16 protein-coding genes are annotated in these 21,792 nt (G+C 65.4%); 7 read left to right on the top strand and 9 right to left on the bottom strand.

The features are described from left to right. Positions 1-5 precede the first annotated feature (5 nt). The 9 genes from ACK2SD_RS23030 to tssA form a co-directional block, all read right to left on the bottom strand. Entirely contained in the window at positions 6-1,943 is a 1,938-nt protein-coding gene (locus tag ACK2SD_RS23030; RefSeq protein WP_295486373.1) for a type VI secretion system Vgr family protein, read from the bottom strand. Positions 1,944-1,966: 23 nt separating this feature from the next. Further along, complete coding sequence (gene tssH, locus ACK2SD_RS23025) at positions 1,967-4,642, bottom strand: type VI secretion system ATPase TssH (protein ID WP_412460930.1); 2,676 nt, start codon at positions 4,640-4,642, stop codon at positions 1,967-1,969. Continuing rightward, positions 4,635-5,684 (bottom strand): type VI secretion system baseplate subunit TssG, encoded by a 1,050-nt coding sequence (tssG, locus tag ACK2SD_RS23020; protein ID WP_412460929.1) that lies wholly within the window; start codon positions 5,682-5,684, stop codon positions 4,635-4,637. Before tssG ends, tssH begins: the two co-directional genes overlap by 8 nt. Continuing rightward, on the bottom strand, positions 5,648-7,510 hold the full coding sequence (gene tssF / locus ACK2SD_RS23015; protein ID WP_412460928.1) for a type VI secretion system baseplate subunit TssF: 1,863 nt from the start codon (positions 7,508-7,510) through the stop codon (positions 5,648-5,650). Before tssF ends, tssG begins: the two co-directional genes overlap by 37 nt. Next, positions 7,507-8,022, bottom strand: coding sequence for a type VI secretion system baseplate subunit TssE (gene tssE / locus ACK2SD_RS23010; RefSeq protein ID WP_029613831.1), 516 nt, complete (start codon positions 8,020-8,022; stop codon positions 7,507-7,509). Before tssE ends, tssF begins: the two co-directional genes overlap by 4 nt. A 123-nt stretch (positions 8,023-8,145) precedes the next feature. Then, positions 8,146-8,634, bottom strand: coding sequence for an Hcp family type VI secretion system effector (locus ACK2SD_RS23005; protein WP_029613828.1), 489 nt, complete (start codon positions 8,632-8,634; stop codon positions 8,146-8,148). A gap of 151 nt (positions 8,635-8,785) precedes the next feature. After that, a complete protein-coding gene (gene tssC / locus ACK2SD_RS23000) occupies positions 8,786-10,279 on the bottom strand; it encodes a type VI secretion system contractile sheath large subunit (RefSeq protein ID WP_029613827.1) in 1,494 nt (497 codons plus the stop codon). Positions 10,280-10,289: 10 nt separating this feature from the next. Further along, entirely contained in the window at positions 10,290-10,805 is a 516-nt protein-coding gene (gene tssB / locus ACK2SD_RS22995; RefSeq protein ID WP_029613826.1) for a type VI secretion system contractile sheath small subunit, read from the bottom strand. Between the two features lie 57 nt (positions 10,806-10,862). Beyond that, positions 10,863-11,903, bottom strand: coding sequence for a type VI secretion system protein TssA (gene tssA, locus ACK2SD_RS22990; protein ID WP_412460927.1), 1,041 nt, complete (start codon positions 11,901-11,903; stop codon positions 10,863-10,865). A 406-nt stretch (positions 11,904-12,309) separates the two neighbouring features. Here tssA and tagH point away from each other — a divergent pair, with 406 nt between their 5' ends. From tagH to ACK2SD_RS22955, 7 genes are read left to right on the top strand one after another with little or no spacing between them, the layout of a single operon-like run. Beyond that, on the top strand, positions 12,310-13,710 hold the full coding sequence (tagH, locus tag ACK2SD_RS22985; protein WP_412460926.1) for a type VI secretion system-associated FHA domain protein TagH: 1,401 nt from the start codon (positions 12,310-12,312) through the stop codon (positions 13,708-13,710). Between the two features lie 48 nt (positions 13,711-13,758). Continuing rightward, positions 13,759-14,250, top strand: a complete 492-nt coding sequence (gene tssJ / locus ACK2SD_RS22980; RefSeq protein ID WP_342649949.1) for a type VI secretion system lipoprotein TssJ — start codon at positions 13,759-13,761, stop codon at positions 14,248-14,250. Positions 14,251-14,265: 15 nt separating this feature from the next. After that, positions 14,266-15,600 (top strand): type VI secretion system baseplate subunit TssK, encoded by a 1,335-nt coding sequence (gene tssK, locus ACK2SD_RS22975; RefSeq protein WP_412460925.1) that lies wholly within the window; start codon positions 14,266-14,268, stop codon positions 15,598-15,600. 6 nt (positions 15,601-15,606) lie between these two features. Then, positions 15,607-16,914, top strand: coding sequence for a DotU family type VI secretion system protein (locus tag ACK2SD_RS22970; RefSeq protein WP_039582637.1), 1,308 nt, complete (start codon positions 15,607-15,609; stop codon positions 16,912-16,914). Further along, positions 16,911-20,417 (top strand): type VI secretion system membrane subunit TssM, encoded by a 3,507-nt coding sequence (gene tssM / locus ACK2SD_RS22965; RefSeq protein ID WP_412460924.1) that lies wholly within the window; start codon positions 16,911-16,913, stop codon positions 20,415-20,417. The genes ACK2SD_RS22970 and tssM overlap by 4 nt, the downstream gene beginning before the upstream one ends. Then, complete coding sequence (gene tagF / locus ACK2SD_RS22960; protein WP_412460923.1) at positions 20,414-21,076, top strand: type VI secretion system-associated protein TagF; 663 nt, start codon at positions 20,414-20,416, stop codon at positions 21,074-21,076. The genes tssM and tagF overlap by 4 nt, the downstream gene beginning before the upstream one ends. Next, positions 21,073-21,792: a PP2C family protein-serine/threonine phosphatase gene (locus ACK2SD_RS22955; RefSeq protein WP_039582640.1), complete on the top strand. Its 720-nt coding sequence runs from the start codon at positions 21,073-21,075 to the stop codon at positions 21,790-21,792. Before tagF ends, ACK2SD_RS22955 begins: the two co-directional genes overlap by 4 nt.

Below are 21,792 nucleotides of genomic sequence, written 5' to 3'. Positions count from 1 at the left end.
TCTCGTCAATGGCCAGCGTCGGAGAAGCGGCTCTTCACGGCCGCATCGATGGCGTCTTTTACGCCGTCACCGTCCGGAGCAGTCTGCGCGCCGCTGCCGACGTTGAGGTCCAGGGTGCCGCCGGTATTGATCTGCGCATCCTCGCGGGCGTGAAAGTTGAACTGCTCGCAACTGATGTTGATATGGCCGCTGGCGTTGAGCTCGAGCACGCTCTTGCCGCAGACCAGACGCAAGGTCTCGCCCGCCTCGATCAGATAGCGGGTGCTGACGCTGTCGGTCTTGCTCGCGCCCACGATCAGCGTGTCGTCGCGGCGCACGGCGCGCAGGCGGTCCATCCCGATGGTAATGGTTTCCAGCATGCCCACCGTCTGCACCCGGCTGGCGCCCACCGACAGCGTCTCGTTCTGCTCCACCACCGTGTCCATGTTGCGCTCGGCGTGCACGTAGAGCTGTTCCTCCCCGCGCTTGTCCTCCATGCGGATCTCATTGAAGTTCGCTGCGCTGCCGCCCTTGCTCGAGCGGCTCTTCATGCCGCTCTGGGTGGCGTTGGCCGGCAGGTCGTAGGGCACTGTCTGCTCACCGTTGTAGACACGACCGGTGATGATCGGCGAATCAGGGTCGCCTCCAAGGAAGCTGACGATGACTTCCTGGCCGATCCTCGGCACCTGCATCGCGCCCCAGTTCTTGCCGGCCCAGGATTGCGAAACACGAATCCAGCAGGAGCTGTTCTCGTCCGATTGGTCATGGCGATCCCAGTAGAAGTGGACCTTGACCCGGCCGTGTTCGTCGGTCCAGATTTCCTCGTCTTTGGGGCCGACCACTAGGGCGGTCTGCGGACCCATGACCTTTGGCCGGGTGGTGCTGGAAACCGAACGGAAGGTCTGCAATGCATCGGTGCAGGTGAGGTCGCTTTCGAACTGGCCTGAACCACTGCCGCCGCCGGTTTCCAGTGACTCCTGGATGATGTGATAACGCGCCGCGACGATCAGGTACTCACGGTTCTGGTCCAGTCGCCAGAAGCTGGTGAGGGCGAACAGGTGGCCGCAGGCCAGCCCTCGGGCGTTGCCGTGCATGTCGATACGTTCGTGCAGGCTTTGCAACGACTCCATGCGCGTGCGCGCATATTGCTCGCCATCCTCTGTCTTGCTGTAGCCACCGGGGTAGTCGAACAGCGGATAGGCGCCGCCGGAGTGTGGCCGTGGCATGACCGAACGCACGTCCAGACGCGCGCTGGGACGCTCGAAGTCGTAGTCGTTGAGCTCCAGCGAGCCTGGCTGTACCTCGCGGGCCAGATGCCAGTCGTTGATGTGGTCACGCTCGCGGTGCTGGCCATCCGGTGGGTAGAACGGCACGGCCTCATAACCGGGTGCTTTGTGGTGGGCGATGAACGCGTCGGCCAGCACCAGGACGTGACGGGCTTTTTCATGGCGGAAGTAGTAGTAGATGCCCTCATCTTCCATCAAGCGACTGACGAAATCGAAGCTGGTCTCGCAGTACTGCACGCAATACTCGCGCTCGGGGTAGCTGCGGCTCAAACGGTCCTCGAAGTCCGAGAACCCCAGGTCGCGGAACACCTGCTGGATGATCTGCGGCACCGTCATCTTCTGGAAAATCCGGCAGTCGCTGGTGCGCGTCAGCAGCCACAGCCAGGGCCGCAACGTGACCCGATAGCTGGCGAATTGGCCACGGGCGACGGACTGGCTACAGCGTGCAACGATGCCATGGAAGTGCCGTTGGCTCAGGCCGTGGGTCTGCACGGAAACGCTCAAGGGCGCGCCGAGCAGCAGGTTGAGATCGACTGCTGGGTTCTGGCTGGTCAGGCTCAGCTCGAACTCGAACAGCCGGCCCAACTCTTCGCTGCCGCCCAGCTCGCTGAGAATCAGCACGTCCGGCCCCAAGGGGCTGTTGATCTGCGCCAGGCGCGTCGTTTGCGTGAACAGCATGGAGGATCCCGTGAGTGCGGCGCTCAATCGGCCGCGCTGAAGTCATAGTGCAGTTCGTTGTCCTGAGCCGTGATGCGCACGCTGGCCAGCGGCTTGCCTTCGAGCATGCGGGTGAGGAACTCGCGGCTCATGTCCGGCAACAGGCCGTTGGTGAGGATGGCGTCGATCATCCGCCCGCCGCTCTCGGTTTCGGTGCAGCGCGAGACGATCAGTTCCACGACCGCGTCGTCGTAGGCGAAGCCGACCTTGTGCGTAGCCTCCACGCGCTTGCGGATACGCTCCAGTTGCAGGCGGGTGATGGCCTGGAGCATGGCATCGCTGAGCGGATAGTAGGGGATGGTCACCAGGCGGCCGAGCAGGGCGGGCGGGAAGATCTCCAGCAGCGGCTTGCGCAGCAGGGTGGCCACCGCGTCGGGCTCCGGCAGGGTCTGTGGATCTTGGCAAATGTCGGCGATCAGCTCGGTGCCGGCGTTGGTGGTGAGCAGGATCAGCGTGTTGCGAAAATCGATCTGCCGCCCTTCGCCGTCTTCCATGACGCCCTTGTCGAACACCTGGAAGAAGATTTCGTGCACGTCGGGGTGAGCCTTCTCCACTTCGTCGAGCAGCACCACGCTGTACGGCCGGCGACGCACGGCCTCGGTCAGCACTCCGCCTTCGCCGTAGCCGACATAGCCGGGTGGCGCGCCCTTGAGGGTGGAGACGGTATGCGCCTCCTGGAACTCGCTCATGTTGATGGTGATCAGGTTCTGCTCGCCGCCGTACAGGGCCTCGGCCAAGGCCAGCGCCGTCTCGGTCTTGCCCACGCCCGAGGTGCCGGCCAGCATGAACACACCGATGGGCTTGTTCGGGTTATCCAGCCCGGCGCGAGAGGTCTGGATGCGCTTGGCGATCATCTTCAAGGCGTGGTCCTGGCCGATGATGCGCTTGGCCAGGTGGCTGTCGAGGTTGAGGACCGTCTCGATCTCATTGCGCGCCATGCGCCCGACCGGAATGCCGGTCCAATCGGCGACCACCGAAGCCACGGCTTGATAGTCGACGGTGGGCAGGATCAATGGGCTTTCGCCCTGCAAGACGCTCAGGCGCTGTTGCAGGTCGATCAGTTGCTCACGCAGTTCATGGCTGCCCTGCGCGTCCACGTCCTGGTCGACGACACCGACCTGCTCACGCAGCCGTGCGCGGGTGGCCAGCAACTCGTCGACCAGCGCCTTTTCGTCGCTCCAACGGCTTTCCAGGGTGTGCAGGCGCTCGCGCTCTTCGGCCAGAAGGCGCTCGGCCGAGGCCTGACGCTGGGTGGTGTTCACGCCGATGGCTGCCTCGCGGGCGATGATCTGCAACTCGACTTCCAGCGCTTCGATGCGCCGGCGGCTGTCGTCCACTTCGGCGGGCACGGCGTGCAGGCTGATGGCAACGCGTGCGCAGGCGGTATCGAGCAGGCTCACGGATTTGTCCGGCAATTGCCGCGCGGGGATGTAGCGGTGCGACAGCTTGACGGCCGCTTCCAGCGCTTCGTCGAGGATCTGCACCTGATGGTGTTTCTCCATGGTCGAGGCCACCCCGCGCATCATCAGCAAGGCCTTGGGCTCGCTCGGCTCATCGACCTGCACCACCTGGAAGCGCCGGGTGAGTGCCGGGTCTTTTTCGATGTGCTTCTTGTACTCGGCCCAGGTGGTGGCGGCCACGGTGCGCAGGCTGCCGCGGGCCAGGGCCGGTTTGAGCAGGTTGGCGGCATCCCCGGTGCCGGCTGCGCCGCCGGCGCCGACCAGCGTATGGGCTTCGTCGATGAACAGGATGATCGGCTTGGGCGAGGCCTGGACGTCTTCGATGACCTGGCGCAGGCGCTGCTCGAACTCGCCCTTCATGCTGGCGCCGGCCTGTAGCAGGCCGACGTCCAGGCTGCGCAATTCGACGTCCTTGAGCGCCGGCGGCACGTCGCCGGCGACGATGCGCAGGGCGAAGCCTTCGACCACGGCGGTTTTGCCCACTCCGGCTTCGCCGGTGAGGATCGGGTTGTTCTGACGGCGGCGCATGAGGATATCGACCAGTTGGCGGATTTCCTCGTCGCGTCCGACGATTGGATCGAGCTTGCCACTGCGCGCCTGCTCGGTGAGGTCGACGGTGAAGCGCTTGAGCGCCTCCTGCTTGCCCATCGCGGCGGGGGCGACAGCGCCACTGGCCTCGCCTGGCACCGCGGCGTTGAAGCCGTCGCTGGCGCCCAGGTCGTTCTCGGGAGAGTCGCCGACGTATTCGTCGAAGCGCTCGCTCAGGGCCTCGATCTTGAGTTTGGCGAACTCGCTCGACAGCCCCAGCAGGGCGTTGCGCAAGCTCGGCGTCTTGAGAATGCCGACCAGCAGATAGCCGGTTCGCACCTGGCTCTGGCCGAACATCAGGCTGCCGTACACCCAGCCACGCTCGACCGCTTCTTCCACTTGCGAAGACAGGTCGGTGATCGAGGTGGAGCCGCGCGGCAGGCGGTCCAGGGCATCGGTGAGATCCCGGGCCAGGCGCGCCGGCTCGACGTTGAACTGGCGCACGATGCGGTGCAGGTCGCTGTCCTGCAACTGCAACAACTGGTGCAACCAATGCACCAGTTCCACATAGGGGTTGCCGCGCAGCTTGCAGAACACCGTGGCGGCTTCGATGGCTTTGTAGGCCACGCTGTTGAGTTTGCCGAACAGCGCGGCGCGACTGATTTCACCCATGTTGCGGACTCCTTGTACGGGGGGATTGAACCGGCTGCTCGGCGTAGTAGCGGGCCAGCTTGAGGTCGTTGGCATCGTGTTCGGGTTGCCCCAGCCAGGTGTCGAAACCCAGCCGCCGGCGGGCGTCGAGTTGCAGTGCAGGCACCTGGTCGCGGTCCAGGATCAAGTTCAGCTCCCAGTCCAGTTCGTGGCCCTGGTATTCGGCGACCCAAGCCGCCAGTTCGACGAAGGCTTGGCCACCGGGGAGCAGGGCGTGGTACTGCTCCAGGCTCAGCGGACCGATGCACAGGCGAAACTTGTGCTGGCGGTCCCACACGTGACGGCCCAGGCACAAGTCCACGCCGAGCCGGTTGGCTTGCACGCCCAGACGGCTACGCTCGGGCAGCTCCAGCCATTGGCCGACATACTCTTCGATGCGCACCGGGACGCCGAAGTAGCTCGACAGGATGCTGCATAGCCCGTCGGGATAACGCGTCTGCGCGGCGAGGTGACCGGAGTAGTGCAGTTTGGCCGTGTGCGGCAGGGTGCCCTGGTCTTGCAGTTCGGGTTGTCCGCGGCCGCTCAGGGCCGCCAGGCGCGCGGCCCAGTAGTCGTCGCCGGGACGGTCGTGGCTGACGGTCGGCCGTGCCTCGGCCCAGGCCCGATAGAACAGGGTCAGCAAACGATGATGGAAGATGTCGAGGAAGCGCTTGCTGGTGTGGTCGGCGTGATTGCGCTGGCGCTCGCGCAGGTATTCGGTCAGGTGCAGCGGTAGCGGGCCGTTGGGACCGCCAAGGCCGAAGAAGAACTGCTCCAGACGTGCCGGGCCGGTGTCGCTGTGGGTCACCGAGGCCAGGGTCGCCGGGGCGAAGCTGCAATCGAGGTGCTGACCCAGGCGCACGGGCTCGTCGGCCAGGCGCTGGGCGTGGCCGAAACGCGGCAACTCCGGGTGTTCGGCTTCCAGACGGCGTAACGCCTGGAAGAAGTCGAAGGCCCAGGGCTCGGCCTGCATGTCCTGGAGAATGTTCACAGGGTCGGCCTGCGTCCGGGCTTGGCTTTCCATCGCATGATCTCGCCGCGCTCAGTGGTGCGCAGTACGGTTTCGGTGAAGCTGTTGATGGAGACGTAGCGGGTCAGGAAGCGTTCGAAGACCGCACCGAGCAGGAACACCCCCGTGCCACGGAAGGCGTTCTCGTCGAATTCCAGAGTGATTTCCAGGCCTCGACCGAACACGATCGGCCCCGGCATCGGCAGGCGCCGGGTGCAAGGCTTGGCGCTGACTTCGCGCAGACCTTCGATTTGCAGGTGCAAGGCGCTGTCCTGGCTGTCGCCGTACAGGCGCAACAGTTCGCGCAACGCTGCCGCGCCCTGGCCCTGTTCGGTCAGCGACAGGTAGTTCAGCGACAGTTGACTGATCAGGCGCCAGGCGCGGTTGTCATGGGCGTGGCTGGCCTTGGGCCGGCTGGGACCGGCCAGGCAGCGCACCGCCGAAACCGGCGCGCTGTCGGCCAGGCTGAAGTCACTACGGCCGTCGCCCACGGTCATGAACAGTGGCAGGTCGCGGTTGCTGCACAGCGCGCTGATGCCCAACTGGCGCAGGTCGTGGCGGTAGGGCGCCTGCTGGCCGTCGACCAGGCTGATGAAGGTCTCGCTGCCCAGGTAGCTCGAGCGCGTGCCGGTACGCCGCTGCTCGCTGGACAGCACGCGCTGTTCGCGGCGCAGGATGTAGTAGGCCTGGTCGCGACCGTAGCGCGATGGGTCGCGCACCGCATAGAACGGCAGGAACGACTGGTCCGAGCCGGTGCCGTGACCGGTGACGGCCTGCAGTGAGTGGATTTCGAAGTCGGTGGGCCGGGTACGGTCGGCGATCACATGGTGTTCGTTGACCTTGTCGGTCAGGTGGATACGGTCGGTGCGGCGTGGAAACAAGTTGATCGCCGGGGTGCAGAAGGGCACCAGGCGCTCGGCGCCAACACTGTTTTCCAAGGTCGAATCGAAACGCTCGAACAGGACCAGCAGCTCCAGCTCCTGGCCGTTGCAGCGCTTGACTGCGCGCTCGAGCCCGGCGAAGTCGACGAACAGGAACCGTTGCGGCAGGGCGAAATACTCCTGCAGCAGGCGGTAGCCCTGGAAGGCTTGCGGCACCACCGGCAGGGCGGCCTCATGGTCGTCGAAGCCGCACGGGCGCAGCGCCTGTTCCAGCGGGATGCGCTCGACCCAGTCGGCGCCGGGCTGGCGGGCGAACACCGCGCAGGCACTGCCGAGCAACTGCTCGTACAGGCGGTAGGGCATCTCGTCGGCACCATTGAGGTACAACGGCAAGTGCTTGAGTGGCAGGCTGGAGAATGGAATCTCGGCGCCGCTGCGCAGGGTCAGGCGCAAGGCCGCGCGGGCCTTGGGCTCGCTGGCAGCGAGGTGGCCGAGTACGGCGCCTGGGTTGCCGAAGTACTCTGCGCGCGTCACCTGCAGCGGCCACAAGGTCACCTCTTGCGTGCTGCGGAATTCGCAGGGGGTTTGCGAATCGCGGCCCAGGTTGGCGCGTAATGCGCTGCCGCGCGGCAGCGGGAAACCGGCACTGAGCGAGCCCTCGTCGGGGTCGGTCTGCAACTGCACGATGGTCATCGACGGGGTCGGTGCCAGGTAGTGCGGGTAGGCGATTTCCAGCAGGTTGTGGGTGAAGGTCGGATACTCGGCGTCGAGTTTGAACTGCACCCGTGCGGTCAGGTAGGCGAAGCCTTCGAGCAGCCGCTCGACATAAGGGTCGGCGCATTCGATGCCGGAGAGCGTCAGGCGCCCGGCGATCTTGGGATATTCACGGGAGAACTCAGCAGCACTCTCGCGGATGTGGCGCAGTTCCTGGTTGTACAGTTCGAGCAGGCGCGGATTCATGCGCGTCTCCGACGATCGGCCGTGGTCACGCGCACCTGCCCGGACTCCAGGTCCAGGTCGGTCTGCAACAGCAGCGGCAGGGCCGCAGGCTGAGCCCAGAGATCGCCCTCGATCTCGAAGCTCAAGGCGTTGGCGTTCATTTCAGCCGGCGCGGTGAGTGCTCGAACCCGCAGCGTGTGGGCCAGGATACGCGGCTCATAGGTGGCGATGGCCTGATGAATGATGCGTTCGAGCGCCAGCAGGTCGATGTTGGTGGCGCAGTTGCCGGCCAACGCAGGCAGTCCGTAGTTGATCACCGAGGTGCCGGCCGGGGTATTCAGGGTGTCGTCGCTGTCGAGCAACGAGGTGGTATTCAGTAGCCAGGCCAAGTCGCGCAGGACCGAGGCCTTGAGCTGTTGCAGCGACAGTACGCGTTTGTCCGGAGCTTCCTGCGGGTTGCCGGGATCATCGTCGGTCAGACGATCGAGCAGCGAGGGTTGCAGGCGGTCGCGGGCGGCGATGTCGGCTACCACGTTCTGATTCCTTCAAACGTCGAAAGGTTGTCGTATCCATTCGCGGATGAACCCCTGCCACAAGAAGGGCTGTGTGCCAGCCCTGTGGGAGCGGGCTCACCCGCGAAGCACATCGCTGCGCGATCAGATCTTGACGTTCTGGCGCACGTTCCAACCGTACTTGATGGCGCCGCCGTCCTTGGTGCCGTCGGCTTTCTGTGGCTGATAGTCCACGGTGACCTTGGCGAAGTTCAAGGTGACGTTCTCGGTCAGGCGGTCATCGCTGCCCGAGCCGCCGGTGCTCAGCGAGCTGATGATGACTTCTTCCAGGTTGATGATCAGATACTCGACCTGGCTCTCGCCACCAGCCTTGCGCACGGTCAGCTTGACCTTGTCGATGTGCTTGCCGCTGGAGCAGTGGGCCATCAGGTTCGGGCTGGACTTGTCGACGTACTTGGTGATCGACAGGTCCTGGATGTTGACCTTGCCGGCACCGCCGCCGCTGCCCATGTGCATGTTGCCGGACTGGGACATGCCCCAGCTCCAGTTCAGCACGTCGATTTCTTCCTTGTGGGCCTTGTCTGCGGACTCGCCCTTGATGTCGCCGATCTTGATGAAAATGTCTACAGCCATGATGTCCTCGATATATCGCGTCGGTTGGCGTTCGTCGTGAGGTCGTACAGTTCCGGGGGCGCTGCTTCACCTGCCGGACAAGGTCCGCAGGTTGGCAAGGCTTCCCGGCTCGATCGAGAGGGAAACCACTCCCCGGAAGGTCAAGCGTCGATCAGGCCCCTTTGGCCGACGGCAGCTTCGAGACCAGGCGCAGCGACACGGTCAGCCCCTCGAGCTGATAGTGCGGGCGCAGGTAGAAGCGCGAGTTGTAGTAGCCAGGGTTGCCTTCGATTTCCTCCACCACCACTTCAGCGGCGGCCAGCGGGTGCTGGGCCTTGGTGGTTTCGCTGGAGTGCGCGGGATCGCCGTCGACGTAGTTCAGGATCCAGTCCTGCAGCCAGCGCTGCATCTCGTCCTTTTCCTTGAACGAGCCGATCTTGTCGCGAACGATGCACTTCAGGTAATGGGCGAAGCGGCAGGTGGCGAACAGGTACGGCAGGCGCGCGGCCAGGTTGGCGTTGGCGGTGGCGTCCGGGTCGTCGTATTCGGCCGGCTTCTGCAGCGACTGGGCGCCGATGAAGGCGGCAAAGTCGGTGTTCTTCTTGTGCAGCAGCGGCATGAAGCCGTTCTTCGCCAGTTCCGCTTCGCGGCGGTCGGAAATGGCGATCTCGGTCGGGCACTTCATGTCCACGCCACCGTCGTCGGTGGGGAAGGTGTGCGCCGGCAGGCCCTGCACTTCACCGCCCGATTCCACGCCGCGGATGCGCGAGCACCAGCCGTAGTGCTTGAACGAGCGGTTGATGTTCACTGCCATGGCATAGGCCGCGTTGGCCCAGGTGTATTTGCTGCTGTCGGCGCCGTCGGTGTCTTCCTCGAAGGCGAAGGCTTCGACCGGGTCGGTCTTGGCGCCGTAGGGCAGACGTGCCAGGAAGCGTGGCATGGTCAGGCCGATGTAGCGCGAGTCTTCCGATTCGCGCAGCGAGCGCCAGCCGGCATATTCCGGGGTGGTGAAGATCTTGGTCAGGTCACGCGGGTTGGACAGCTCCTGCCATGAGCCCATGCCCATGACCGTCGGTGAGGCGGCAGCGATGAACGGCGCATGCATCGAGGCGCAGACCTTGGACAGCTCGCCGAGCAGCTCGACGTCGGGCGGCGACTGGTCGAAATAGTAGTCGCCCACCAGGCAGCCGTAGGGCTCGCCGCCGAACTGACCGTATTCCTCTTCGTAGAGCTTCTTGAACACCGGGCTCTGGTCCCAGGCGGTGCCCTTGAACTTCTTCAGGGTCTTGTGCAGGTCGGTCTTGGACACGTTGAGCACACGGATCTTCAGTTGCTCGTCGCTCTCGGTGTTGGTGACCAGGTAGTGCAGACCGCGCCAGGCGCTTTCCAGCTTCTGGAAGTCGTCATGGTGAATGATCTGGTTGACCTGGGCAGTGAGCTTGGCGTCGATGGCGGCGATGATCTGCTCGATCGAGCCGATGGCGTCGTCGGAGATCAGGTTGGTCTGCGCCAGGGCCTGCTCGGCCAGGGTGCGTACGGCGCTTTGCACCGCCTCCTTGGCGCGTTCGGTCTTGGGTTTGAATTCCTGCAGCAGCAGGTTGGCGAACTCGCTGGTCTGCTCGGTGCTGGCCTCGGCGGCCTGGTTGTCGCGCAATGTGTCGGTCATGGCGGGCTCCTCAGGCGCTCGGCTCGTTGTCGGCAGGTTTCGGGGCACTGGCCAGGGCCTGCAGCAGGGCAGGGTCCTTGATGGCCTTGAGGATGATGTCCTCGGCGCCAGTCTTGCCGTCCATGTAGGTCAGCAGGTTGGCCAACTGGGTACGTGCCTCGAGCAATTGGTTGAGGGCATCGACCTTGCGCGCGACGGCGGCCGGGCTGAAGTCGTCCATGCTCTCGAAGGTGATGTCCAGGCTCAGGTTGCCGTCGCCGGTGAGTTCGTTGGGGACGTTGAACGCCACGCGAGGCTTCATCGCCTTGAGCCGCGAGTCGAAGTTGTCCACATCGACCTCCAGAAACTTGCGGTCGGCCACCGCCGGCAGCGGTTCTTCCGGCTTGCCGGCCAGATCGGCCAGCACGCCCATGACGAAGGGGAGCTGGACCTTCTTCTCGGCGCCGTACAGTTCGACGTCGTATTCGATCTGCACGCGCGGCGCGCGGTTACGCGCGATGAATTTCTGGGAGCTGTCTTTGGCCACGTGGTTCCTCCTGGTCGCCGCTGGGGGCGCTGTCGTTCGTTGCGGCTGTCGGTGGTATCAGTCGTCCTGGGGCCCGCGCAGGTTCTCGAACTGCGACAGGCCATCGGGAATCAGGTCGCGCACGATGGTCGCGAAATCGGCATCGACCAGGTGCTTGGCCCGGCGCAGCAGCACGGGCAGTGGGCTCGAAGGCTCGTGGCGGGCGTAGTACTGCAGCAGCCGGTCGAGGCTCTGGCGGACATCGTCGCGGCTGCTCACTTCGCCGGGCCGCGCTGGCGGGCGGGCGCTCGGTGTAGCGGCGCTGGTCGATGGTGTCTGGTCGTTGTCGAGCGGTTCATGCGCAGGCGTGTCGGGTACCGTGGCCGATGGCGAGCCACCGGGTGCGTAGTCGGCGAGCACTTGCGAGGCCAGGCGCAGCGGCTGCTTGAGCGCGCTCAGGTCGACGCCCGAAGCGGATCCCACGTGGTCGCTCACCCGTCGTTCGATGGCTTCGCAGGCTTCGCGCGCTCGGGTCAGTGCCTGGCGCGTCTGTTCGAGCTCTTCGGCGTCGGCATCGCGCAGTGCGGCGGCCAAGGCTTCGATGCTGAGGTCTTCGCTGGCGAAGTGCTGCAGGCCAGCGGCGTGCAGGCCGGCACGCAGGGTCACCGGGCCGAACGCGCGCGAGCGTGCCAGGACGGCTTCGCGCAGCAAGGCGATGTTGGCTTCGCAGGTGAGGCCGGCCAAGGCGTTGACGCGCACGGTCGGGTCGTTGTCGTCCGAGGCATCGAGTTGCGGGTGCAGGTGCAGCCAGTACTCGCCCAGCAGATCGCGGATCAGTTCCAGGCCGTCGGCCAGGCCGACGAAACCGTGCAGGGCAAGGTTGGACTGAACCAGGAAGTGGGTAATGCGCAGGTCTTTGCTGCGTTGCAGCAGGGAGATACAGGACTGTTCGAGGGTGCGCCACTGAGGCGGTTCGGCCGGCTGTACCGCATCGCCCATGACCCGTTCCGGACGCCCTTGGGCATCGCGTTCGAGTTGCAGGAAGTCGGCGTCGTATTCCAGGTCTTCGCCACAAGGGAAGTCATCTGAAACAGCGGCTAGCAGTGCCTGGGAGTTCACCAGATATCGATCTCCATATCGGCCCGTGGCGGGGCTCTGCAAATGGCGCAGGGTCAAAATTTAAAAGTGTGAACCAGCGCACAAAACGCTGGTGAACTTTAAGGGTTGATATTGAACCGATATCAGCGGCTGCAGCTCAAAGTTGCGCATTTATGGTTTATTTCCAAAATGCTGTCAAGGTAAGCTAGCGCGCTGAAAACCCGAGTGTGATCGTTTCAGCAGAATTTCAGCCGGCCGCTGAAACTGACATCAAAGTGCAGCTTGAGTGAGTTAGATTGTCAGGTTCTGTAGCGATAAATAGCGCATCTCCTTTGAAATTACATGGATTTCAAGGTCTGGTCCTGTAGCGCAAAGCAGTCCATCCATTTGAATGGAATCAAGGTTTATAGTCTATGCAGGAGGCGTGATGGCACTTTGCCTAACTATCACTAGTTACCACAAGATCACCCCAGGGCAATGCTCGGAGATCACGGTGGAAAATGGTGCCGTCAGCATAGGAAGAAGTCCTAACAATGACTGGGTATTACCTGATCCTGAGCGGTTGGTATCTTCAAGTCATTGTGTAGTCCAATTCCGTGAAGGGCGTTACTACATAACGGATAGCAGTACCAACGGTATCGAGTTGGTTCAGGCCGGCGTGCGTCTTCGCCGTGGAAACAGTGAACCGTTGATGGACGGAGAACTCATCCGGATCGGCGATTACGAGATCCAGGCGCGTATCGATTCGGGCTTTTCCGTCGACGAGAGTCGTCAGCCAGGCGCTCAGAGCTTCGAGGCGCTGATGGCCAATCAGGTCGCAGCGTCGAGCTTGCCCATCGCTCCGGCCTCTGCGGCGTTGCTGCAGGGGGCGTCCAGCCACGACACCCTGCCAGATTTGTTCGATTTCCTGGGTGCATCGAGCGTGCCTCCGGCCAGCCAGCCCGACCACGTACCGGCCCAACAACACGATTTCCGGCCACCTGCGCCCGTTGCGCCCGCTCCTGCGCCGCCGCCTCCTGCAGCGCCTGGTATCGGGGCCATTCCAGCGGACTGGAACCCCTTCGACGACAGTCCCGCGCCTGCGCCTGCGCCCGCTGCCGCGCCAGACATCCCGCCCATGCCGGCTTTCGAAAGCCCGTTGGCGGCTGAGCCTGCGCCGCCGATCGCCCCGCCGCAGACGCCTCAGCCGCCGCCCTCAACGCCCGTCGCGGCAGCGCCGCCCGCCCCGCCTGCCGCTGACCAGGGTCTTCTACAGGCATTCCTGCGCGGTGCCGGGATCGACCACCTGCGTTTCGACGCCGAGGATGCGGCTGCGCAGATGGAGGCCGTCGGGCGCAGTTACCGCTTGATGGTCGAAGGGCTGATCGATGTCCTGCGCGCGCGCAGCAGCCTCAAGGGCGAGTTCCGCATGCAGCAGACCACCATCGCCCCGGTGCAGAACAACCCGCTCAAGTTCGCCCCCAATGCCGATGAGGCCTTGCTGCTGTTGCTGCGCCAGGGCAGTCAGGCGTTCATGCCGGCCGACCAGGCCGTGCGCGACAGTTTCGATGATTTGCGTGCCCACCAACTGGCAGTGATGGCCGGCGTCGAAGCCGCCATCAAGCACCTGCTGACCCGCTTCGAGCCCGGGCAACTGGAAGCGCGGCTGGCGCCTGCGGCAGGCCTGGCCAAGCTGTTCGGTGGCTCGCGCCAGGCCCATCTGTGGCAGCAGTTCACCCAGCTCTACGGGCAGATTTCCCGCGAAGCGCAGGACGATTTCCAGGACTTGTTCGGCCGCGAGTTCAGCCGCGCCTACGAAGCCCATACCGCAAGAATGCAACGTTCCTGAGGCCGTGCTTCAGGACAGGAAGAGTTACAGGACGTCATGAGGACGAACATGAATGCAACACGACTGATCGCGGCCCTGGCCCTGGTGCTGCTCGGTGCCTGCAGCAAAGACGCGCCCGCACCCGCGTCGGCTGACCACGAGGCGCCCGGCGTCAGCCTGTACTTCAGCGCCGCCGCTGGCCTCAATCCGGGCGCCGACGGCACGCCCGCGCCGGTACGGGTGCGGGTCTACGAGCTGAAGAACGCCGCCGCGTTCGAGCGCGCTGACTATTTCGCCCTGGCCGAGCGCGCTCAGGCCACGTTGGGGGCCGACCTCGTCGATCAGGACGAGGTGCTGCTGCAGCCCGGCCGGCAGTTGCAACTCGACCGTCCGCTGAACCCGGCCACGCGCCTGGTCGGCCTGGTCGTCGGCTACCGCGAGGTCGATCGGGCGCAATGGCGCAGCGTGCTGCCGGTGCCGCCACACGACTACCAGATCAGCCTCGATGTGCGCGCCGTGCGCAGCGCCGTGGCCACACCACAACCTGTCCCTGCCCGCTAGGCAAACGGAGAACCCATGTCCTGGAACAATCGCGTGGTCTGGTCGGAAGGCATGTTCATCACGACCCAGCACTTCCAGCAGCACGACCGCTACCTGGAGACGTTCATCGATGCCCGCAGTCGCCCGCTGTCCACGGCCGCCTGGGGCTTCTCCGAGTTGCTGATCGACCAGGGCCTGCTGGCCCAGGGCAAGCTGGCGATCATCAGCGCCCGTGGCCTGTTGCCGGACGGTACGCCGTTCGACATCCCGCGTGACGACCTGCCACCGCCGCCGTTGGAAATTCCCGAAGACCTGCGCGATGCGGTGATCTATCTGGGCCTGCCGCTCAAGCGCGCCGGCGCCCGTGACACCGTCGATGAAGGTGAACCGCTGGACGGCGCGCGTTACGTCGCCCGGGTCAGCGAAGTGCGCGACGACAATGCGCCGTTCGAGAACCGCGCGCCGTTGGCCCTGGGCAGTCGCGCCCTGCGTCTGTTGTCCGAACGCGAGGGCTTGGGCGACTACGCGGCGCTGGGCGTGCTGCGTATCCGTGAGAAGCGCGCCGACCGCGCGCTGATGCTCGATGACAGCTACATCCCGCCCGTGCTGGACGTGGCGGTGAGCGATACGTTGGCGAATTTCCGCAGCGAACTGCTGGGCCTGCTGCATCAACGCGGCGAAGCGCTGGCCGGGCGCGTGGTGGCTTCTGCCAACGGCGGCGCCTCGGAAATCGCCGACTTCATGCTGCTGCAACTGGTCAACCGGGCGCAGCCGCTGGTCGAGCACCTGGGCCAGCTCAGCCCGCTGCACCCGGAGCGGCTGTTCAGCGAACTGGTCGCCCTTGCCGGCGAGTTCGCCACCTTCACCCAGGACGGCCGGCGTCCGGAGAGCTTCCCGGCGTATCAGCACGATGATCTGGCGGCGACGTTCCAGCCGCTGATGGTCTCCCTGCGCCAAGCCCTGTCGATGCTGATCGACAGCAAGGCGGTGGCCATTCCGATCGTCGAGAAAGCCTATGGCGTGCACGTGGGCATGCTGGCCGACCGCAGCCTGCTGGACAGCGCCAGCTTCATCCTGGTGGTGCGCGCCGATGTGCCCAGCGAAACCCTGCGCAGTCGGTTCGGCCAGCAGAGCAAGATCGGCTCGGTGGAACACATCCGCGACTTGGTCAACCTGCAATTGCCTGGCATCGGCCTGTTGCCGTTGCCGGTGGCGCCCAGGCAGATCCCGTTCCATGCCGGTTCCACTTACTTTGAGCTCGACCGTGGCAGCGAGCACTGGAAACAGTTGCAGCATTCCGGTGGCTTCGCCTTCTACGTCGCTGGCGAGTTCCCTGGGTTGAGCCTGGCGTTCTGGGCCATTCGAGGATAAGCCGCGATGCAGCACGACGATCCTCAAGGCAATGACCGGACCCAATTCATGCCGCGCCCCGGTGGCCGTGGTCCGCAGCCCTCGACACCGGCGCAGCCCGCACCGCCGCCTCTGAGCGTGCCGGCCGAGCCGCTGGCGCCTGGGCAGGGCGCCGGGCTCAATCCACTGGAGCAGGCAGCCGGGCCGCTGCTGGCCTTGCTCACACGCCTGCGCAACACCATCGCCCATCCCGCCCCGGCCAGCCTGCGCGCACAATTGCTGGCCTACCTGCGTCAGTTCGAGGAGCGTGCCGACGCCGCCGGTGTGCCGCGTAACGAAGTGCTGCTGGCACGCTACGCCCTGTGCACCGCCCTCGACGAGGCGGTGCTGAGCACCCCGTGGGGCAGCAGTAGCGACTGGGGCAAGCAAAGCCTGCTGATCACCGTGCACAACGAGGCCTGGGGCGGGGAGAAGACCTTCCAGTTGCTCGAGCATTGCCTGCAGAGCCCGCGTGAGCGCTTGAACCTGCTGGAGCTGCTGTACCTGTGCACCAGCCTGGGTTTCGAAGGCCGCTATCGGGTCATGAACGGGGGCCGCGCGCAGCTCGAAGCGCTGCGCGAACGCACCGCCGCAGCCATCCGCGGCGCCCGTGGCGAGATCGAGCGCGAACTGTCGCCGCATTGGCGCGGCGTCTCGGTCAGCCGCGACCGCCTGGCGCAGTTCATCCCGCCATGGGTCGGCCTGGCCGTGGCCCTGGCGTTGCTGTTGCTGTTGTTGTTCGGCCTGCGCATGAAGCTCGCCTCCGACGCCGAGCCGGTGTTCCGTGGCATTCACGCGCTGGGGGAAATTCCGGTGCAGGCCATGGACCGTCCCGTGGTGCAGCCCAAGCCCGTCGAGCGCCCGCGTCTGGCCGGTTTCCTGGCCGATGACATCAAGGCTGGCCGGGTCTCAGTCGAAGATGCGGTCGACCGTTCGGTGGTGACCATTCGCGGTGACGAACTGTTCGCGTCGGCCAGCGCCAGCATCAAGGGCGACTTCGAGCCCCTGCTGCAGCGCATTGCGGCGGCCGTCTCCAAGGTCAAGGGCAATGTGCGCGTGACCGGGCACAGCGACAACCAACGCATCGCCACGATCCGCTTCCCCTCGAACTGGGCGCTGTCCCAGGCCCGTGCCGAAGAGGTCAAGTCGCTGCTGGTGGCGCGCACCGGTCAGGCCGAGCGTTTCACCGCCCAGGGGCTGAGCGACACCGAGCCGTTGGCGTCGAACGACACCGCGCAAGGCCGGGCGAAGAATCGTCGGGTGGAAATCACAGTTCTGGCGGAGGGCGTCGAGTGAAGGCGTTTTTCAGTTTCGTCATCCGCTGGGTGATCCCGGTGCTGGGGCTGATCGCCCTGAGCCTGATCATCTGGTTCCTGGGTCCGCTGCTGGATGTGCTGGCCCCGCCTGCGCCGCGCTGGATCCTGATCATCCTGCTGTTCGCGGTGTGGGTCGCCTACCGCACCTGGCGCATCGTCCAGACCCGCCGCCAGGCGGCCAAGGTGCTGGAAAGCCTGGCTGCCGAGACGGCGCCGGACCCTACCAGCCTGGCCACTGCCGAAGAACTGGCGACCCTGCGCCAGCGCATGGACGAAGCCCTGGTGCTGCTGAAGAAGGCGCGTCTGGGCGGCGACGAGCGGCGTAATCTCTATGAGCTGCCTTGGTACGTGATCATCGGCCCGCCCGGCTCGGGCAAGACCACTGCGCTGATCAATTCCGGTCTGCACTTCCCGCTGGCCGCGCAACTGGGCGAAGGCGCCATCCGCGGCGTTGGCGGCACGCGCAATTGTGACTGGTGGTTCACCGACCAGGCCGTGCTGCTCGACACCGCTGGCCGCTACACCACTCAGGACAGCCATGCTCAGGTCGACAAAGCCGCCTGGCTGGGCTTTCTCGACCTGCTCAAGCAGCAGCGCTCACGGCGTCCCATCGATGGCGCCTTCATCGCCATCAGCCTGTCGGATCTGCTGCTGGGCAGCGATGCAGAACGCGCCGCCCATGCCACGGCGATTCGCACGCGGATCCAGGAGCTGTATACCCAACTCGGCGTGCGCTTCCCCATCTACCTGATGCTCACCAAGCTCGACCTGGTGCCCGGGTTCATGGAGTTCTTCGACAACCTGAGCAAGGAAGAACGTGCTCAGGTGTGGGGCATGACCTTCGCGCTGGATGAGGGTCAGCAGGGCGAGGGGCCGCTGGCGCAGTTCGAGCAAGAGTTCGGCCTGCTGGAGACGCGTCTGAACCAGCGGTTGGTCGAACGCCTCCAGCAGGAACGCGATCCGGCGCGGCGCGATCTGGTCTATGGCTTCATCCAGCAGTTTGCGGCGCTGCGTGGCAACCTCAAGAGCTTCCTCGACGGCGTGTTCAAACCCAATGCCTTCGAAGAGCGGGCGCTGCTGCGCGGGGTGTACTTCACCAGCGGCACCCAGGAAGGCAGCCCGATCGACCGCCTGATCGGCAGCATGGCGCAGAGCATGGGCCTGGACCGTGCGCACCTGGCGCGTCAGACCGGCACGGGGCGCAGCTATTTCATCGAGAAGCTGTTCACCGCCGTGGCCTTCGCCGAACGCGGGCTGGTGGGCAGCGATCCCAAGGTGGAGCGCCGACGCAAATGGATCGCACGCGGTGCCCTGGCCTTGAGCGTGGCGCTGGTGCTGGTGGTCGGCACCTTGTGGACCTTGAGCTACCGCGCCAACCAGCAGTACATCGCGGAAGTCGACAGCCGCCTCAAACCGCTGGGCAAGAGCGTCCAGGAACTGAGCCCGGCGCAGCGCGAAGTGATCGAGGTGCTGCCGTTGCTCAATGCCGTGCGCCGCCTGGCCAACGATCCGCCCAGTTGGGCAGAGGGCCTGGGCCTGTATCAGGGCGATATGCTCGAGAGCGAGTCCGATAGCGTCTACCGCAAGCTGCTGATCGCCATCTTCGCCCCGCGCCTGGTCACCCGCATCGAGGAACAGTTGTATGCCGGCGGTCCATCGGACTACCTCTACGAAGGCCTCAAGGCCTATCTCATGCTCGCCGACAGCGAGCATTACGACGCCGACTTCATCAAGGCCTGGATCAGCCTGGATTGGGAGCGTCACCTGCCGCGCGATCTGGCCCCGGAACAACGTCAGGCACTGGAGCAGCACCTCTCGGCGTTGTTCGACAAGCGCCCGCCCAATGCGCGACTGGATCAGCGCCTGATCGACGACACCCGCCGTCAGTTGCAGCAATTGCCGGTGGCGCAACGGGTGTATGACCGAGTCAAGCGTCAGAAACTGCCGAACGGTGTCAGCGATTTTCGCCTCAGCGACGCGGCCGGTCGCGATGCGGCGCTGGTGTTCCAGCGCAAGAGCGGCAAACCGTTGACCGATCCGCTGCCGGGCATCTTCACCGTCGACGGTTACCGCAAAGCGTTTCTCGCCGCCAGCGTCGCCCACGCCGAAACCCTGGCCGAGGAGCGCTGGGTGCTGGGTCGCGAGCTGAGCGAGGCCAGCGATGCCAAGCGCCTGGCCGACGACGTGCGCCAGCTCTATTACCAGGACTACATCCGCCAGTGGGATGCGCTGCTGGCCGATCTCGATTTCGTACCCATCACCAGCGCCGGGCAGGCTGCCGACGTGCTGCGCGTATTGTCCGGGCCGACCTCGCCGCTGAAGAAGCTGCTGCAGGCGGTGGCCAAGGAAACCGACCTGCAACAGCCGACCGTGCTCGACCAGGCCCAAGCCAAGGTGGAGCAGGCCGGGGTTGATCAGTTGCGCCAGCGCCTCGGTGGCCTGCTGGGCGACACGCCGATTCCGGGCACCGAGGCGCAGGCGCGCGAGGTGGACCCAGTCACGGCCCACTTCGCTGAACTGGCCGAACTGGTCGCCAGCGGCGAGGGCCAACCGAGTTCGCTCGACGGCTTGCTGGCCGACCTCAACGCGCTGTACGTGCAAGTCAGCGCCATGGTCGGCGCCAGTGGCGATGCCTTGCTGGGCGAGGCCAAGAACCAGGCGCAGGCGGCTTCGCAGCGCGTGTCGCTGGGCGCGGCGCGCCAGCCCAAGCTGGTGCAGAACCTGGTCGGTTCGGTGGTCGGCTCGACCAATGCCATCGTCATGGGCGGGGTGCGCAATCAGCTCAACGCCGCCTGGACCAGCGAGGTGGTCAATGTCTACCGTCAGTCGCTCAGCGGGCGCTATCCCCTGAGCGCCGGCAGCCCACGCGATGCCACCCTGGAAGACTTCGGCCAGTTCTTCGGTGTGGGCGGGGTGATGGACAACTACTTCCGCAAGTACCTGCAACCCTACGTCAACACGGCCACGTCGCCCTGGAGCTGGCAGCCGGGCGCCGCGCAGAAGCTGGGTATCGGTGGCGGCGTGCTGAACACCTTCCAGCGCGCCGCGACCATTCGCGATGCCTTCTTCCGCACCAGCGGCGGCCTGCAACCGGGGGTGCGTTTCGAGCTCAAGCCGGTGGCGATGGACGCCTCGATCACTCAGTTCCTGCTCGACCTCGATGGTCAGCAGGTCAGCTACGACCACGGTCCGAGTCGCCCGGTGTCGCTGCAGTGGCCGAACCCCAACAGTATCGGCGTGGTGCGCCTGTCGATCTCGCCCCCGGCGGCCAGCGGTCGCTCGGGGATGACACTGGAGGGGCCGTGGGCGTGGTTCCGCTTGCTCGATCAGTCCGATCTCAGTGCCGGCAGTTCGCCGGAGCGCTTCAACCTACGCCTGCGCGTCGATGGCGCCAGCGTGTCCTACGAGCTGCGTGCCAGCAGCGCGTTCAATCCGTTCCGCAGCCGAGTGGTCAGCGGTTTCAGCCTGCCGGAGCATTTGTGAACGACGTGGGTTTCTACGGGAAAATGGCCTGTCGCGGCGATTTCGTCAGCCGCGACCTGCCGCAGACCTTCATCCAGCCCTGGGATCAGTGGCTGGCCGCTGGCATTCAAGCCAGTCAGCGGCAGTTGGGCGAACAGTGGCTACAGGCCTACCTGGTCAGCCCATTGTGGCGCTTTGCCTTGGCGCCCGGCGTGTGCGGGCCTCAAGCGGTGACTGGCGTCGTGATGCCCAGCATCGACCGGGTCGGGCGCTACTTCCCGCTGACCGTCGCTCAGGTGCTGGCACCGCAGACGTCGTTGGCGGCGATCGTGGCCGGCAGCGATGCCTGGTTCGAGGCGGTCGAGACGGCACTGTTGGACACGCTGGAGGAAGGGGCGCCGTTCGACGCGTTCGAGCGCGCCGTGCAGCCTTATGGCGCCGACAGCACGGGCATTCAGGGCGCGGCATCCGTACCCAGCGTCGGTGGCCTGCAACGCTTGGCCGCGACCACCCCCGAGGGCCGCGCACACGCGCTGGCCGAGTGCGCCTGCGAAGGCATGAGCCTGTGGTGGGGGCGCGGCTCGGAGCGCATCGCGCCGGGCCTGATGCGTTACCCAGGTCTGCCGCGCAGCGAGCACTTCGCCGCATTCCTGTTGGGCGACGAGGGAGGCGGGGTATGACGACCCTGCATTACAGTGCCGCCAGTTACAGCCACGTTGGCATGGTGCGCAAGATCAACGAGGACGCCTGCCTGGACCTGGCGGCCGATGGCCTGTGGGCTGTGGCCGACGGCATGGGCGGTCATGCAGCGGGCGATTACGTGGCCAGCCTGACCGTCGACAGCCTGCGTCAGTTGCCACTGCCTGCGCCGCTCGAGGCGCGCGCCCAAGCCGTGCGCGACACCCTGGTGCGGGTCAACCGCGCGGTCCGCGAGGAAACCCATCGCCGGGGCGTGTCGATGATGGGCAGCACGGTGGTGGTACTGGCCGTGCGCGGCGATCAGGGCGTCGCGCTGTGGGCCGGCGACAGCCGTCTGTACCGCCTGCGCGACGGACGCATCGAGCGCCTCAGCCATGACCACAGTTACGTCCAGGAGCTGCAGGACAGTGGCCTGCTCAGCGAAGCCGAGGCGCGCGTGCACCCACGCGGCAACATCGTCACCCGCGCCATCGGCGTGGAGGATCAGCTCCAATTGCAGAGTCTCTCGGTGCAAGTACGTCCCGGCGATACCTACCTGCTGTGCAGCGACGGCCTGACCAAGACCGCCGAAGACCTCGAAATCGGCGAGGTGCTGCACCACGCCGACCCCTATCAGGTGGTGCGCGGGCTGGTCCATCTCGGCTTGACCCGTGGCGCCCCCGACAACATCACAGCCGTGGTGGTGAAGGCCAATTGA

Source organism: Pseudomonas sp. SC11 (assembly GCF_047039205.1).
In the GTDB taxonomy this organism is placed as follows: Bacteria; Pseudomonadota; Gammaproteobacteria; order Pseudomonadales; family Pseudomonadaceae; genus Aquipseudomonas; species Aquipseudomonas boreofloridensis.
Note: the sequence above shows the minus strand (reverse complement) of the source record. Positions and strands in the feature narration are given on the sequence as shown.

Coding starts and splice junctions, on each gene's coding strand:
- tssF (WP_412460928.1), bottom strand. CDS start 7,510: ATGAATCCGCGCCTGCTCGAACTGTACAACCAGGAACTGCGCCACATC.
- tssH (WP_412460930.1), bottom strand. CDS start 4,642: ATGGGTGAAATCAGTCGCGCCGCGCTGTTCGGCAAACTCAACAGCGTG.
- ACK2SD_RS23005 (WP_029613828.1), bottom strand. CDS start 8,634: ATGGCTGTAGACATTTTCATCAAGATCGGCGACATCAAGGGCGAGTCC.
- tssC (WP_029613827.1), bottom strand. CDS start 10,279: ATGACCGACACATTGCGCGACAACCAGGCCGCCGAGGCCAGCACCGAG.
- tssG (WP_412460929.1), bottom strand. CDS start 5,684: ATGGAAAGCCAAGCCCGGACGCAGGCCGACCCTGTGAACATTCTCCAG.
- ACK2SD_RS22955 (WP_039582640.1), top strand. CDS start 21,073: ATGACGACCCTGCATTACAGTGCCGCCAGTTACAGCCACGTTGGCATG.
- tssJ (WP_342649949.1), top strand. CDS start 13,759: ATGAATGCAACACGACTGATCGCGGCCCTGGCCCTGGTGCTGCTCGGT.
- ACK2SD_RS22970 (WP_039582637.1), top strand. CDS start 15,607: ATGCAGCACGACGATCCTCAAGGCAATGACCGGACCCAATTCATGCCG.
- ACK2SD_RS23030 (WP_295486373.1), bottom strand. CDS start 1,943: ATGCTGTTCACGCAAACGACGCGCCTGGCGCAGATCAACAGCCCCTTG.
- tssK (WP_412460925.1), top strand. CDS start 14,266: ATGTCCTGGAACAATCGCGTGGTCTGGTCGGAAGGCATGTTCATCACG.
- tagH (WP_412460926.1), top strand. CDS start 12,310: ATGGCACTTTGCCTAACTATCACTAGTTACCACAAGATCACCCCAGGG.